Genomic DNA, 13,699 nt, shown 5'->3' on the forward strand with positions numbered 1-13,699 from the left:
CGGAACCCGGCAAGCGGGTGCGGGCAGCGCGAGGACGGCGGACGCGCCCCGGCGCGATGAGCTCAATCGATGACGGAGAACGTCGACGCGACGAACGCGGCGCCGTCCCAGACGAAGAGGCGGTGCTCGGCGATGCGGGGCTCGCCCCCGTCGCCGGAGCCGCCGCGCACGCTCGTGACGAGGAACGCGAGCGGGAACGCCGGCCCGGGCCCCATCACGATCGCTCCGCCCTCCTCGGCCGGCGGCTCGCCGCCGCTCATCATGGCGGCGTCGGTCGGGCTGAAGTAGGCGCCGGCGTCGAGGTGCGAGTGATAGAGCACCTTCACGGGGCGACCCTCCGCGGCCCCCCTCTCGACGGCGTCCGAGAAGCGCTTGCCGTTGAAGTCGAAGAACGTCCGCGCCGTCCGGAAGTACCGCTCCGGATCGACGGCGTGGAGCTTGTTCGCGATGTTCTCCATCCGGACGTGCTCGTCGCAGAGCAGCGCGTCGCCCGCGGGCCCCTTCAGGTACCCACAGGCCTCCTCGTCGCGCGCGTACCCGGCGAGCGCTTCGGCCTCGACCGCCTTGAGGACGGCCGCCTTGAGGACGACCCCGCCGGCGGTCCACGGGTGAGACATCACCATACGTAACGCTTCTCCCATTTCATGGGCGCAAAGTAGCGGTCGCCCCGGTCCGGGACAATCGCCACCACGCACCCTCCCTGCTGTTCGCGGTGCAGGCGCTTCGCCACCTCGAAGGCCGCGAAGACGGCCGCGCCGCCCGAGTGTCCGACGTGCAGCGCCTCCTCGCGCGCGAGGCGATCGGACATGTCCCAGCCCTCCTCCGTCGTGATCCGCATCGTCTCGTGGTACGCGCCCGCGTCGTGGATGGCGGGCACGAGCGAGCTCGGGAGGTGCTTGAGCCCCTCGAGCCCGTGGAGCGCGTCCGCGGGCTCCACCGCGATGCAGCGGATCGGCCGGTGGTGCTCCCGGAGCCGCCGGCTCGTCCCGACGATGGTGCCGCTCGTGCCGACCCCGGCCACGAAGTGCGTGATCCGGTCGCCGACCGCCTCGAGGATCTCCCGCGCGGTGCCGTGGTAGTGGGCGAGCGGGTTGTCCTCGTTCGAGTACTGGTCCGGGTAGAAGTACCTCTCCGGATCCGCCTCGACCAGGGCGCGCACGTGGCGGATCGCGCCGTCGGAGCCCTCCATCGGGTCGCTGAAGATGAGCTCCGTGCCGAACGCGCGCGCGATGTCCTTGCGCGCCTTGGACACGTTCGACGGCATGACGAGCGCCACCTTGAAGCCCATCGCCGCGCCGAAGAGCGAGTAGGCGACGCCGGTGTTGCCGCTGGTCGAGTCGATGAGCGTCTTCTGGCTGGTGAGGCGGCCGTCGGCGGCGGCGCGGCTCATCATCCGCAGCGCGGCGCGGTCCTTCACCGAGCCGCCCGGGTTCGTGAACTCGAGCTTCGCGTACACCTCGACCGAGGGCGCGTCGCGGCCGATGCGCGACAGGCGCACGAGCGGCGTGTCGCCCACGGCGTCGACGACCGACGCGATCCGGCGGGAGCGGGCGAGGGAGAGCCTCATGACGGCTTGCCCTCCGCCGCGCCGCCCTGCCCCGCCCCGGCGCCGCCCCGGCCGAGCGCGGCCCGCATCTCGGCGAGGGCCGCCCGCGCCCCGGCGAGCACCGCCCGCGCGGCGGGCGACGCGACGAGGTCCGCGGGCGCGAGCGCGTCGACGTCGAGCGCGCCCTCCGCGAGCGCGCCGAAGCCGGCCCCGCGCGCGTAGCGCTCCGCCACCTCGCGCGCGAGCGGCGGCGCGCCATCGCCGCGCCCGCCGAGCACGCGCGCCGTCGCCGCCCCGAGCCTCGCCTGTCCCTCTGGACCGATCTCCGCGAGCAGCACCTGGCGGAGATAGCGCGGGTCGTCCACCTCAGCCCCCGGCGATCGCGGGGACGATGGCGACCTGATCGCCGCCCTTCACGGGGGTCTTCAGCCCGTCGAGGAAGCGGATGTCCTCGTCGCCCACGAAGATGTTCACGAAGCGCCGCACGCCCTTCTCGTCGAGGAGCCGGTCGCGGATGCCCGGGTAGCTCTTCTCGAGGTTCTCGATCAGCTCGCCGACGGTACCGCCGGCGGCTTTGACCTCGTCCTGCCCGCCGGTGAGGGTGCGAAGGGGGGTCGGGATGCGGACGGTCGCGGTGTCAGCCATGGTCATGCTCTCCAGTGTTGAGGTGGGTCGGGGATCCGCTCTCGCGGTCCCCTGCAACGACGGTCGGGGATCCGTTTTCACGGTCCCCTTCAACGTGGGTCGGGGATCCGCTCTCGCGGTCCCCTTCTGCAGCACACGAGATCACGTAACGGGACGCGTCGATGGTCGCGATGTCGGCGCGCTCGCCGCACAGGGCGCAGGCGGGGCGGGCGGCCACGGGGACGCTCCGCAAGGTGTCCGCGAGGCCGTCGTACGTCGCGATCCGGCCGTAGACCGACGCGTCGCCCGCCAAGATCGCGAGCGCCCGGTCCGCCGCGAGCGCGCCGGCCACGCCGCACACCGGGCCCGCCACCCCGGCCGTCGCGCAGTCCGGCGCGTTCCCCGTCGGCAGGTCCTCGAACAGGCAGCGATAACAAGGCCGCCCCTCCGCCGCGACCGCCATCACCGTCGTGCGCCAGCGGATCGCCGCCGCATGCACCACCGGCGTCCTGGTGAGGCGGCACACATCGGCGATCAGGAACCGCGTCGCGAAGTTGTCGGTCGCGTCGACCACGACCGAGACGCCCGGCATCAGGGCGGCCGCCGCGCTCGGCGTGAAGCGGCCGTACCGCCGATCGACCCGGAGCGTCGGATGCCGGCGGCGCAGCGCCTCGGCGAAGGCGTCGAGCTTCGGGCGGCCGACGTCGTCGGCGTCGAACAGGATCTGCCGGTGCAGGTTCGTGACCTCGACCTGGTCGTCGTCGACCACCCGGATCTCCCGCACGCCCCCCGCGGCGAGCGCCAGCGCGGCCGGCGCCGCGATGCCCCCCGCCCCGACGAGGAGCACGCACCCGCGGACCGCCGCGCCGTCGCCGCCGCTCATCGGAAGTACTCGTCCAGGCTGAAGTACCGCTCGCCGGTGTCGCACAGGACCGTCACGACGTTGGCGTCGGGGCCGAGCTCGCGCGCGACGTCGAGCGCCACCCGCACCGCGGCGCCGGCGCTGATGCCGACGAGCAGCCCCTCCTGCCGGGCGAGCGCCGCCTTCGTCTCGTACGCGGCGCGATCGCCGACCGTGCGCACCTCGTCCACCACGCCCGGATCGTAGTTCGCCGGGACGAACCCCGCCGCGAGCCCCTGGATCTTCGTGGGCCCGCGCTCGCCGCGCGAGATCGTCGCGCACGACTCGGGCTCGACCGCGATGACGCGCGTCCCGGGGCGCAGCCGCTTGAGCACGCGCCCGACGCCGCTCACCGACCCGCCCGTCCCCACGCCCGCCACGAACGCGTCGATCGTCAGCGACTGCCGCGGGCCGGGCCGCTCGGGCCCGTCGAGGCCCGCCATCGCGTGCAGGATCTCCCGCGCGGTGGTCTCCGCGTGGACGCGCGGGTTGTCGGGGTTGTCGAACTGGCCGAGGATGACCGCGCCCGGGATCTCGGCCGCGAGCCGCTGCGCCTTGTCGATGGCGCCCTCCATCTGCAGCTCGGGCTCGGTCAGCACGACCTCCGCGCCGTAGGCCTCGAGCAGCTGGCGGCGCTCGAGGCTCATGCTCGCCGGCATCGTCAGGATGCACCGGTACCCCTTGGCCGCGCACACGATCGCGAGCCCGATCCCGGTGTTCCCCGACGTCGGCTCGATGACCACGCCGCCCGCGCCCGGGCCGAGCAGCCCGCGCGCCTCGGCGCCCTCGATCATCGCGAGGCAGATCCGGTCCTTCAGCGAGCCGCCCGGGTTCTGCTGCTCGGCCTTCCCGAAGACGCGCCCCCGGGGCGTCGCCGCGTCGACGCGGCGGATCTCGAAGAGCGGCGTGTCGCCCACGAGGTCGAGCACGCTGTCGACGACGCGCGGGTGCGAGGGCAGCGGGGGCAGCTCGGCCGCCCCCGCGGGTGCGCGGGGGACGCCGGAGGACGGGTCGGCTCGGTCAGGGCTTCTCATGGGAGGTCGGCTCAAATCACGTAGGTCGACCGCTCCGGCCGCCCCTTGCGGCGCACGCCGAGCTCGACCCCGCGCTCGCAGACGTCGGCGATCGACACCGCGTCGAAGCAGCGCTCGATCGCGAGCGCCAGATCGTGGAACACGGCCGTGGGCGGGTCGAGCGTCGAGCTCTCCGGGTTGCCCTCGTCGTCCGGCGCGATCACCGCGACCGGCCCCTCCAGGGCGCGGACGACGTCGCCCAGGCTGATCTCGCTCGCGGGCCGCGCCAGGTGGTAGCCCCCGCGCGGGCCGCGCTTCGAGCTGATGAGCCCGGCCTTCTTCAGGTCCTGGAAGATCTGCTCCAGGAACCGGGCCGGGATGAGCTCTCGCTCCGAGATCTCGCGGATCTGCGTCGGCCGCCCGTCGTTGTGGAACGCGATATCGAACAATGCGCGCACACCGTAGCGACCCTTGTTCGAGAGCTTCACCGCCAGTCCTATGCATTGGTACATCGGGGAAGTCAAGAACCGCACAATCTGCGCTTCTTTCCGTGCGACACGGCACCCGAACAGCGCACAGAAACCGGCTGGCTCGGCGAAATTGACAGCCGAGGTTCACCGTTCGCCGCGCCACGGCGAGCGGGCTCTCGGCTTCCTGTTGAACCGGATGGGACGGGTTCAGTAGCTTCGAGTGGTTCGAGGCTGCGAGTCGCCGCGCGTGCCGGAGGGCGCGCGGGACCCGATCGACGCTTCCGCGTCGCACGGTTCGGGCTGCGGCGCACCAACCCAGGAGTCGGCCGGTGGCTTTCTATCAAGACCCCCCATCACTCGGGAACCAGTACGACGACGACCGCGTCTTGCGGTCCTACCTCGCGCGGGTGCTGCCGCGCGAGGTGGCCGCGTCGATCACGCCCTCGCTGCGGGAGATGGGCGAGCTCTCGGGCGGCCGCCTCTACCGCCTGCAGCTCGCCGATCGCGAGAACGAGCCCGAGCTCACGTCGTGGGACGCCTGGGGCAAGCGCGTCGACCGGGTCGAGGTGACGCAGCTCTGGAAGGAGGCCGCGCGCATCGCCTGCGAGCACGGGGTCGTCGCGACGGCGTACGAGCGGGCCCACGGCGCGTTCTCGCGCGTCCACCAGTTCGCGCTCGCGTACCTCTTCGACGCGTCGAGCGACGTCTACACGTGCCCCCTGGCGATGACCGACGGCGCCGCGCGGGCGCTGCTCGCGAGCGACAACCGCGCCCTCATCGACCGCGCGGTGCCCCGCCTGACGAGCCGCGACCCGGCGAGCGCCTGGACGTCGGGCCAGTGGATGACCGAGCGCACCGGCGGCTCGGACGTGGGGCGGAGCGAGACCGTGGCGCGGCCCGGGCCGGACGGGGCGTACCGGCTGTACGGGACGAAGTGGTTCGCCTCGGCGGCCACGTCCGAGATGGCGCTCGCGCTCGCGCGCCCCGAGGGCAACCCGGAGGGCAGCCGCGGGCTCGCGCTGTTCTACGTCGAGCTCGCGGGCGAGGAGGGGCGCCGCGAGGGCGTGCTGCTCAACCGGCTGAAGGACAAGCTCGGCACCCGCAAGGTCCCCACCGCCGAGATCACCCTCGACGGCGTCCTCGCCACGCCGGTCGCCGGCCTCACGAACGGCGTCCGGGCGATCGCGCCGATGCTGAACGTGACGCGGACCTGGAACGCGATCGCCGCCGTCGCGGGGATGCGCCGGGGGCTCGCGCTGGCGCGCTCCTACGCCCAGCGCCGCGCCCTGTTCGGCGCGACGCTGGCCGAGAAGCCGCTGCACATGGACACGCTCGCCGAGCTCCAGGCCGAGTTCGAGGGCGCCTTCCACCTGACCTTCCGCGCGATCGAGCTGCTCGGGCGCGAGGAGACGGGGTCGCTCACCGAGTCGGAGGCGAAGCTCCTCCGGCTGATGATCCCGATCGCGAAGCTCACGACCGCGAAGCAGGCGGTGTCGGTGCTGAGCGAGGTGCTCGAGGCGTTCGGCGGGGCGGGCTACATCGAGGACACGGGGCTGCCGCGCCTCCTGCGCGACGCGCAGGTCCTGCCGATCTGGGAGGGCACGACCAACGTGCTCGCCCTCGACGCGCTGCGGGTGATCCTGAAGGACGGCTCGCTCGACATCCTCGCGGCCGAGGTGGCGCGCCTCCTCACCGGCGTGGTCGAGCCGAAGCTCGCCGAGGCCGAGACGGCGGCGTCGCGCGCGGTGTCCCACGCCCGCGCGTGGATCAAGGAGATGGCCGCCACCGACCGCCCCGGCCTCGAGGCCGGCGCCCGCCGCGTCGCGATCACCCTCGGCCGGGCGCTGTCGCTCGCGCTGCTCGTGCGGCACGCGGCGTGGGCCATGGACCGCGAGCGAAGCCGGGCCGCGCTGGCCGCCGCCATCCAGTTCGAGCGCAACGGGGTCGACTGCATCCGCGACCACGACCCCGACACCGTCGAGACCCTCGCCGAGACGACGCGGCAGAAGCCCGCCACCTGAACAGACGGCGCCCCACACGGACCTGAACAGCGCCCGCCGCCGCCGGGCGCCGGGCGCCGGTCTCGGCCGCCGATCCGCCCCGCCTCGCAGCCTGCGACGATTTTTCCGCCGGTTCCACGCGTTCTGATCGCGCAGAATTAATGTGTATTTTCGGATAGTTGCGGATGACGTGACGTCGCCGGAGGCGGACGACTTTTGTCCTACCGGCGTGCAAAGGCACTAGACGGAACTACCTGAACGGGCATACAGTAATCCGTAGCTGCGGCGCTGAACGCGTGCCCGACGGGGGCGGCGTGCGGGCGGTCCTGCCCCTCGGGGCGGGGGCCGCGCGCGCGGCGTCCCCGGTGGGGTGAGATCCGCCTGCGCGCGCCGGCACCGGCGCGCGCGAGGGACTTCGTCCGCCTCACGGACGGATCGGGCTCGCGTAGCCCCGGGCACGCGCGCGGCGCGCGGTGCTGGAGCGCGCACACGACGAGCTGCGAAGAGGCGAGATGAAGACGCAATACACGCTGCTGTCCGGCGAGACGGTCGATTTCGCGACGCCGACCGGCGAGCTCGGCACCTTCCTGTGCCGGGTGCTGGCGGCGGCCCGGGATCCCGCGGTGTCCGAGGCCGAGCTGACCGATCTCGTCCTCGGGCCGGAGAACCCGCTGCTCGACAAGACCGCCGTCGCGGGGCGGAGCGTCGCGACGGCCGACGTGTACCGCGATCCGGCGTTCCACGTGATGCTCGACTGCCTGGCGCGCAAGCGGCTGCCGCCCGAGTCGGCGGTGGCCACGCCGCGGACGCGCTACACGATGACGGTGCCGGAGGCCGCGCAGCAGCTCGGCATCTCCGAGAGCGCGGTGCGCCAGGCGATCTACGCGGGGCGGCTGCGCGCGAACAAGGAGGGCGGCACCTACTACCTGGATCCGCACTCGGTGGCGAGCTACCGGGTGAGCAAGCGCGGGCCGCGGCGGCAGGACCAGGACGCGAAGGGGCCGCCCGGGGGCCCGCTCGACGCGCGCATCGGGTCGGGCCCGGACGCGAGCTTCCGGGTGAAGCACAGCCGCGACGACTTCGAGCTGACGGAGAAGCGCGGCCCGGAGTGGACGGGGATGATCCCGGGCGGGTGGCGGCGGATCGCCGTCCTCGGCACGTCGCGGGATCTCTCGCGCTACTGGGAGATCGAGCCGGCCGAGGGCGAGAGCGTGCTGCACTTCGAGGGGTTCTACCTCCGCGGGGGCTTTCGCATCGTCGAGACCGTGGGCAGCACGCAGCGGGCCGTGGCGGCGTTCAAGGGGTTCCAGCCGCGGTGAGCGCGGGCCGCGGGGGGGGCGCGGCGCCCGCGCGATCCTCAGAAGCGGGCCTGGGCGCTGATGCCGCCGCCGACGAAGTCGGGGTTCACGAAGGTGCGCAGCGCGAGCGTGCCCTCGGAGGGGTCGCGCTCCATGAAGGTGCCGTTGTTGTCGCGCACGTACTGGACCCACGCGACCGCGGAGAGGATCCGGCTGATATCCCACTTGAGGCTGACGCGGGCCTGGAAGATGGGCACGGCGGAGCGGTTGTAGGGGAGGATGGACAGGTTGCCCTGCTCGCGCACGACCACGGTGCGCGCGATCGGCGCGCTGTAGAGGTCGAACGACGTCGTCTTGAAGGTGGCGGGGAGCTGGAGGCCCGCGCCGATGCCGGGGGTGAGCCGCGCCCGCGCGACGTAGTAGTCGGCCGAAAGGGCGAAGAACAGCTCGTCGCCCGTCGAGGCGCCGCGCGTCTCGGGGATGCTCTGGAACGGGATGAAGCTCGGCTGGTTGCGCAGCACGAACGGCAGATCGCGGTAGATGCCGGTGACGCTCGCGCGCGCGTACCCCGACTTGAGGACCGCCTGGAGGGCGCCGGCGCGGGCCGCCTGGCGGGTGGTCACGCCCGCGGACTCGAAGTCCTTGAGGTTCTGGTAGAGGTTCGACGCCTCGAGGCTCACGGCCCAGGTGGTCTTGCCCGGCGTGTAGGTCTCGGGCTTGAAGATGATCTGCGGGCGGTCCGGATCGTTGCGGTAGAGCAGGAAGTCGACAGACTGCGGGATCGGCTCGCCCTTCGTGTGCGCGACGACGCGGGCCGAGGCGCCGTACGTGTAGACCGGCTCGCCCGCGACGTCGGGCCAGTCGAACCTGCCCTGCTGGAAGTAGCCGGCGCCGAGGTCGGCGTGCACGTGGGGGTGGAGATCGACGCCGCCGCCGAGGAGAAAGCCGTAGTTCGTCTGCGCGACGCGGATCTCCTCGACCTCGCTGGTGCCGGGGGTGAGCACCCGCTGGAGCTGCGTGAGGCTCGCGACCTTGAACCCGGCGAAGACGCTGAACCGCTCGGCGTCGAACTGCACCTTCGCGCCGGGCGCGGTGCCGATGATGCGCGGGAAGATCGATTGGTTGATCGACGCGTTCGTGCCGCCCCACGAGATGTCGTAGAGGTAGCCGAGGCGGAACCTGTCGGTGTCGAGGGGCCAGAGCGTGATGCCGAGCCCGGTCTTGCCGTCGGCGTTGCCGTCGGTGTGATAGAAGGCGCGGATGAACGAGCCTGCGTCGTAGAGCGCCTGATTGACGTTGTTGCTGTTCCTGGACAGCGAGGCGAGGTCGATGCGGAGGACGAGCGAAGCCTCGGTGTCCAGCCCCTCGATGAACCCCGGCATCTTCTTGTAGAGTGCGAGGTGCGTCAGGTTCTCGCGCCCGCTGAAGCGGGAGTTGAGGTTGTCGAAGAAGAGCCGGTATTGCTTGCGATCGCCGATGCTCACGTTCGGCGAGATGGGCTGCGCCTGGCCCGTGTCGTGGAGCACGTCGTCGTCGCCGAGCGTCCAGGTGAGGCGCGTGTCCATGGCGTCGCCGACCCGGACCGGCGGCTCCTCGGCCGGGGGCGTCCCGCGGGGCTCGAGCCGCGGCAGCGCGGTCGCGGCGCCGGCCGCCGGCGGCAGCGCGCCAGGGGCGGGGGCCGACGCCGCGGCCGCCGGAGCCGCCGCCGCGGCGGCCGGCGCCGGCGCGGCGGGCTCGGGGCCCAGCGCGGCGGGGGTCTGGACCGGCGCGGCGGGCCCGGGGGTCGGCGCGGGGGGGATGTCGGCCGGCGGCGCGGGCGCCGCCGCGGGCGCGTCGGGGGTCTGGGCCGGCGCGGCGGGCGCCGGCGGGGCCTGACCGGGGAGGGGCTGAGGCTGGCCCAGCGCCGGCGGGGCGAGGGAGAGCAGCAGGGCCGCGGAAACGGCGGGGGCGAGGAGCGCGCTTCGGTGCATGGCGGGCGGTGGGCTTCCTTGGGGCCTGGGGGATCCGAGGGCGCGGCGCGGCCGCGGGGGGAGGCGGCGGCTAGTTGGTCTCCGCGTCGTTGTCGTCGAGGCTGCGCAGCCGCACGCAGGCCTCCGTCGAGGGCTTCGCGGCCGGCGCGCAGCCGGGCGCCTCGCAGACGAGATCGTCCGGGCAGCGGGCCTCGATCGTCCAGTTCAGCGAGCCGCCCGAGAAGTTCCGGAGCGTGCCCGTCACGGCCTCGAGCGCGCGGCCCCGGTGGGACGTCGGATCGAAGGCGCTCACCGTGCCCGTCTGGATCTGGATCATGCTCGACCCGTCGGTGACCTTGTAGTTGCCGCGCGCGGAGAAGCTCGTCCACTCGCTGCACTCGGGGTCGCGCGAGCACGCGTTCGCGCAGCTCCCCTCGGCCCGGCTCTCGAAGTCGACCTGGCCGTCGCCGTTGAGATCGCAGCTCGACTGCTCCGGGCCGAAGACGTTGTTCCGCGCGGGCTTCGGGCCGAAATTCTTGCTGATGTGGACCCCCTCGACGCGCACGAGCCCGCTCTCGAGGCGCTCCATGGCCGAGGCGTCGGCGATCGTCCGCGCGTCGAGCACGGTCGGCTCCGGGACCGGGCACGGCTCCCCCTCGTGGAAGGGCGCGATCTCGTAGGACGGGAACGAGAGCTCGGTGAAGCCGAAGAACTCGTTCACGGTGCCGGCGAGGTACTGGAGCCGATCGCAGACACGCATGTTGGCGGGGGTGTTGAAGTTGTACGCGAAGAGGTGGTTGTACCCGCCGTCCTGGCCGGCCAGATCGGTGACGTAGAAGCCGTCGCTCGCGACGCGCGTGACGACGACCTCCTGGGGCGCGGCGGTGTTGATCTGGATCCCCTCGAACGCGTAGGGCGTCGCCGAGCCGCCCCCCTGGACGTCGGCGATGCGCGGCAGGGCGTAGGCGACGGGCTTCGAGGCGCCGGCGCTGAAGGTGCCGCCCTCCTCGCTGTCGTCGTCGGCGAACGCGCACCCGGGGTCGGCGGGGAAGTCGATCAGCACGTCGCCCGGGGCGTCGTCGTTCTCGCCGTTGGCGCACGCGGGCCGGCCGCCCCGGGGCGCGGGCTCGTAGCCGACGTCCTCGGCCCAGAGCCGGGCAGGCCCGTAGACGGCCGTCACGTGGGCCACGCCGGTCGCGACCCCGCCGCGGAGGCGGACGTTGCGGCCGACGGCGAGGTCCGCCTCGTCGGCCTCGACGTCGACCACGGCCCCGGGCTCGACGCTGAGCCGGACCATGCCGTCGAACGGCGCCCGGCGGCCGGCGGGGTCGCGCGCCTCGATCCGGAACGACCAGGCGTCCACGGTGTCGCCGCGGTTGGCCGGGAGGGGCGCCTCGGCGGAGGGCGGCGCCGCCCCGTTCACCTCCACGACCTGGACCCAGAAGCTCGAGACGCCCCGCGGCGGGCCGGCGTCGCTGCCGCACCCGGCGAGCGCCGCGGCGAGCAGGGCCGCCTGGAGCCGCGCCCGCGGCGTCACTGGCCCACCATCCGCAGGCGGCCGTCGGAGAAGTTGCCGAGCCGCCGGTCGACGCACGCGAGGTACTTGCACTGCTCGCCGGCGGCGCTGCACGGGGCGAGCGCGCCCTCGCACTGCTGTCGCACCTCCGGGGTCGGCGCCCTGGCGCAGACGTCGCGCTGGTAGGCGGCGACGTCGTCGCGGCAGCGCGCGAGCACGCACGCGCCCTGCGCGCACGGCGCGCCGCCGGTCTTGCACACGGGGCCCTCGACGACCGACTCGGGGCACGCGCAGACGTAACCCTCGCCCACGCCGGCGCAGTCGGCGTCCCGCTGGCACGACGCGAGCTCGCCGCGGTCGTCCGCGCCGCACGGGCGGCCGGCGCGGAGGTAATCGATGAGCGCGTCGCGCTGCTGCACCTGGGTGTCGAACTGGGTCGTGTTGCGCTGGAGCACGCGGAACCCGCTGCCGCCCTGGGCGAGGTAGTTCGACGTGGCGAGCTCGTAGGTGGCGATCGGGTCGATCGGCTGCCAGCACCGGTTCGCCTCGACGTCGCAGCTGCCGGTGAGGCCGCCCGGGCAGTCGGCGTCGCCGTTCGGGCACGCGATCGGCGGGTCGTGGGCGCCGATGTAGACGTGGGTCGCGACGCCGGGCGCGGCGCCCTCGGAGGCGCGCGCGGCGCAGTCGATGACGACCCGAGCGCCCGCGATCTGCGCCTGCGACACGCACCCGCGGCCGCTCGACCGGCGCGCCACGAAGTCGAACAGGTCCTGCACCTCGAGGCCGGAGAGCTGCATCTTCGAGATCGAGTTGTCGAAGGGGAAGATGTTGAACATCTGCTCGACCGTCACCGGGCCGGGCACGAGGTCGGCGCGGATGCCCGTCGTGTTGGTGAGGGCGAAGTCGGTCTGGATGCCGAGGCGCAGCCACATCGCCGCGGCGATCAGGTTGCCGAGCGGCGAGTCGCCGCCGCTCGTGGAGACGCGGCGCGAGCCGTCGAGCGCGTAGCCGACCAGCAGATCGAGGTTCGCGAGCGCGTCGAGCCCCTGCGCGTACGGCTCGAGCACCGAGGCGACGATCGGGTCCGCCGGCACGCCCTCGGTCACCGGGAAGAGCTCGTACCGGTCCGAGAGCACCTCGTAGCCGTTCAGCGGGTCGTAGTCGGCGCCGAGCTCCGAGGGATCCTTGGACAGCACGAGGTCGAGCCGGCCGACGAACTTCGCGAACGCGCCGGAGTGCGCGAGGACCACGTCGCGCGGCGTGCAGTAGCGCCGCCGCTTCTCGCCCGCCTCCGGGGAGCGCTCGTCGTTCAGGAGGATGTAGTGGCGCTGCGCCTCCTCGTCGTAGTACCGCGAGCAGTCGCGGACGCGCTTCGGCGGCTGGAGCACGATGTGGTTGTGCCCGCCGAGCACGACGTCGATGCCCGTCGTGGTCTCGATCATCCGCTCGTCGACGTCGAGCCCGAGGTGGGTGACGAAGACGACGACGTCCACGGTGGGGCGGAGCAGATCGACGTAGAACTGCGCGACCTCGGTGGTGTTCAGCGGGGTGACGCCGAGCCGGTTCGGCGCCTCGAAGATCGAGGTCAGGCTGGAGAGGTTGCCCATCCCGATGACGCCGACGCGCAGGCCCTCGAGGTCGAAGACCGTGAACGGCTGCAGGATCGCGCCGAGCGGCGAGGCGCCGGGCTGGGCGGGGTCCTCGAGGAGGTAATTCGCCGCGAGGATGGGGAAGCTCGCGTTCTGCTGGAGCTGCACGCCGAGGTTCAGCGCGCCGCGATCGAACTCGTGGTTGGCGACGATCATCGCGTCGACGCCCATCGCGCCGAGGGTGCGGATCTCCGCCTCGCCCGAGTAGAAGTTGAAGATCGGCGCCCCCTGGAAGCAGTCGCCGCCGTCGAGGTGCAGCACGCGCGACGAGCGCGCGCGCTCGCGGCCGATGATATGGGACATGCGCGCGGCGCCGCCGACGTTGGCGATGGAGGTCGCCTCGCCGAGGCCGAGCCCCGCGTCGACCTGGCCGAGCTGCAGGTTGTACGGGAAGAGCCGCGAGTGGATGTCCGACGTGTGGAGCAGGGTCAGGTGCACCTGGCCCACGAGCCGCGTGGGCGGCTGCTCCTGCTCGCAGCCCGCCGCGCACAGGCCGAGCGCCGCCGCGCCGGCGGCCAGCGCGCGCGCGACGCGCGACGCGGCCGGCGAGCGCGCCGCGGCCCCGCGCGCCGGTGAGAGGGGAGCCTCGGAGGGCCGCGTCGTCGCCCCCGGCGCCGCGCCCATGGCTTTACGGGACTTCATGAAGCGGCATCACGCTAGGAAGCCCTCCCCGCGAGCTCAAGCGAAAAGGAGGTGAAGACGGCGAGACCGTCGACCTGCGACGCGGGTCACC

The 13,699-nt window shown here is 73.2% G+C and carries 12 protein-coding genes; 2 read left to right on the top strand and 10 right to left on the bottom strand.

Annotated features, from left to right (window positions below):
* Positions 1-62: 62 nt before the first annotated feature.
* From WMF20_RS33620 to WMF20_RS33650, 7 genes are read right to left on the bottom strand one after another with little or no spacing between them, the layout of a single operon-like run.
* Complete coding sequence (locus tag WMF20_RS33620; RefSeq protein WP_437605941.1) at positions 63-623, bottom strand: Mov34/MPN/PAD-1 family protein; 561 nt, start codon at positions 621-623, stop codon at positions 63-65.
* Positions 617-1,567, bottom strand: a complete 951-nt coding sequence (locus WMF20_RS33625) for a PLP-dependent cysteine synthase family protein (protein WP_129578175.1) — start codon at positions 1,565-1,567, stop codon at positions 617-619. The genes WMF20_RS33620 and WMF20_RS33625 overlap by 7 nt, the downstream gene beginning before the upstream one ends.
* On the bottom strand, positions 1,564-1,911 hold the full coding sequence (locus WMF20_RS33630; protein WP_129578176.1) for a hypothetical protein: 348 nt from the start codon (positions 1,909-1,911) through the stop codon (positions 1,564-1,566). The genes WMF20_RS33625 and WMF20_RS33630 overlap by 4 nt, the downstream gene beginning before the upstream one ends.
* A gap of 1 nt (position 1,912) precedes the next feature.
* Complete coding sequence (locus WMF20_RS33635) at positions 1,913-2,191, bottom strand: MoaD/ThiS family protein (protein ID WP_012238383.1); 279 nt, start codon at positions 2,189-2,191, stop codon at positions 1,913-1,915.
* Complete coding sequence (locus tag WMF20_RS33640) at positions 2,184-3,053, bottom strand: HesA/MoeB/ThiF family protein (protein WP_437605942.1); 870 nt, start codon at positions 3,051-3,053, stop codon at positions 2,184-2,186. The genes WMF20_RS33635 and WMF20_RS33640 overlap by 8 nt, the downstream gene beginning before the upstream one ends.
* Positions 3,050-4,105: a cysteine synthase A gene (cysK, locus tag WMF20_RS33645; protein WP_129578178.1), complete on the bottom strand. Its 1,056-nt coding sequence runs from the start codon at positions 4,103-4,105 to the stop codon at positions 3,050-3,052. Before cysK ends, WMF20_RS33640 begins: the two co-directional genes overlap by 4 nt.
* Before the next feature lie 11 nt (positions 4,106-4,116).
* Positions 4,117-4,572 carry an RrF2 family transcriptional regulator gene (locus WMF20_RS33650; protein WP_129578179.1) on the bottom strand — a complete coding sequence of 152 codons (456 nt, stop codon included), beginning with the start codon at positions 4,570-4,572 and terminating at the stop codon, positions 4,117-4,119.
* A 311-nt stretch (positions 4,573-4,883) separates the two neighbouring features.
* On the opposite strand from WMF20_RS33650, the gene WMF20_RS33655 reads away from it, so the two are divergent.
* Positions 4,884-6,575: an acyl-CoA dehydrogenase family protein gene (locus WMF20_RS33655; RefSeq protein WP_437605943.1), complete on the top strand. Its 1,692-nt coding sequence runs from the start codon at positions 4,884-4,886 to the stop codon at positions 6,573-6,575.
* Positions 6,576-7,066: 491 nt separating this feature from the next.
* Entirely contained in the window at positions 7,067-7,873 is an 807-nt protein-coding gene (locus tag WMF20_RS33660; protein WP_129578181.1) for a helix-turn-helix domain-containing protein, read from the top strand.
* A 38-nt stretch (positions 7,874-7,911) separates the two neighbouring features.
* Here the strand turns inward: WMF20_RS33660 and WMF20_RS33665 are convergent, their stop codons facing one another.
* The 3 genes from WMF20_RS33665 to WMF20_RS33675 all read right to left on the bottom strand — a co-directional run bounded on the left by WMF20_RS33665 (position 7,912) and on the right by WMF20_RS33675 (position 13,608).
* The gene (locus WMF20_RS33665) at positions 7,912-9,822 is read right to left on the bottom strand and encodes a hypothetical protein (protein ID WP_437605944.1); all 1,911 of its coding nucleotides are present in this window, start codon (positions 9,820-9,822) and stop codon (positions 7,912-7,914) included.
* Positions 9,823-9,892: 70 nt separating this feature from the next.
* Positions 9,893-11,338 (bottom strand): hypothetical protein, encoded by a 1,446-nt coding sequence (locus tag WMF20_RS33670; RefSeq protein ID WP_437605945.1) that lies wholly within the window; start codon positions 11,336-11,338, stop codon positions 9,893-9,895.
* A complete protein-coding gene (locus WMF20_RS33675) occupies positions 11,335-13,608 on the bottom strand; it encodes a bifunctional metallophosphatase/5'-nucleotidase (RefSeq protein WP_437605946.1) in 2,274 nt (757 codons plus the stop codon). Before WMF20_RS33675 ends, WMF20_RS33670 begins: the two co-directional genes overlap by 4 nt.
* Positions 13,609-13,699: the final 91 nt, after the last annotated feature.

It is taken from the genome of Sorangium sp. So ce834 (genome assembly GCF_051521425.1).
Taxonomy (GTDB): domain Bacteria; phylum Myxococcota_A; class Polyangia; order Polyangiales; family Polyangiaceae; genus Sorangium; species Sorangium cellulosum_D.

Bases quoted from the DNA above. Each gene is read 5' to 3' on its own strand.
- WMF20_RS33665 (WP_437605944.1), bottom strand. From the start codon at position 9,822: ATGCACCGAAGCGCGCTCCTCGCCCCCGCCGTTTCCGCGGCCCTGCTG.
- WMF20_RS33625 (WP_129578175.1), bottom strand. From the start codon at position 1,567: ATGAGGCTCTCCCTCGCCCGCTCCCGCCGGATCGCGTCGGTCGTCGAC.
- WMF20_RS33640 (WP_437605942.1), bottom strand. From the start codon at position 3,053: ATGAGCGGCGGCGACGGCGCGGCGGTCCGCGGGTGCGTGCTCCTCGTC.
- WMF20_RS33675 (WP_437605946.1), bottom strand. From the start codon at position 13,608: ATGAAGTCCCGTAAAGCCATGGGCGCGGCGCCGGGGGCGACGACGCGG.
- WMF20_RS33635 (WP_012238383.1), bottom strand. From the start codon at position 2,191: ATGGCTGACACCGCGACCGTCCGCATCCCGACCCCCCTTCGCACCCTC.
- cysK (WP_129578178.1), bottom strand. From the start codon at position 4,105: ATGAGAAGCCCTGACCGAGCCGACCCGTCCTCCGGCGTCCCCCGCGCA.
- WMF20_RS33620 (WP_437605941.1), bottom strand. From the start codon at position 623: ATGGTGATGTCTCACCCGTGGACCGCCGGCGGGGTCGTCCTCAAGGCG.
- WMF20_RS33660 (WP_129578181.1), top strand. From the start codon at position 7,067: ATGAAGACGCAATACACGCTGCTGTCCGGCGAGACGGTCGATTTCGCG.